This is a genomic window from Mesorhizobium caraganae, from assembly GCF_016836705.1.
GTDB classification, from domain to species: domain Bacteria; phylum Pseudomonadota; class Alphaproteobacteria; order Rhizobiales; family Rhizobiaceae; genus Mesorhizobium; species Mesorhizobium caraganae.
In genome coordinates this window covers 1-427 of record NZ_JAFCGY010000163.1, presented here as the reverse complement: position 1 = coordinate 427, position 427 = coordinate 1, and the positions used below count along the sequence as shown (strand labels likewise).

General features: G+C 68.9%; 1 protein-coding gene. It reads right to left on the bottom strand.

Features of this window, described 5'->3' with window-relative positions:
- Positions 1-427: glycoside hydrolase family 6 protein (locus JQK88_RS35780; protein WP_203281301.1), on the bottom strand; the 427-nt coding region annotated here is incomplete at both ends.

Below are 427 nucleotides of genomic sequence, written 5' to 3'. Positions count from 1 at the left end.
CATTTCCGCGCCGCTGGAAGCGTTCTGCGAGGCCACGCCGAGCTTGCGCCCGGCCGGATTGCACCACTCGCCGTTGGAGCCGTTGCCGTTGCGGCTGGTGTCGACCACGAACGGCTTGGCGTAGCCGAACTGGCTCTTCAAGGACGCGGCCACCGCCGCGCCGTAGCGGTTGGAATCGGCGCTGGTGTGATAGTTCGACACATTCAAGGCGAAGCCGCGGATCTCGGCGACGCCGGCCGATTGCAGGCGCCGCGCCATGTCGTCGGCGCCGATCCAGCTCGCATTGCCGCCGTCGTGATAGACCAGCGCATTCGGCGCGCGCTGCTTGAACTCGCGCGCGGCGTACTGCAGCAGACTCACGCGCACCGAGCGCTGCTCGGCGGACAGGCAGTCCAGCTGCGCCAGCGCGTCGGGCTCGATCACCACC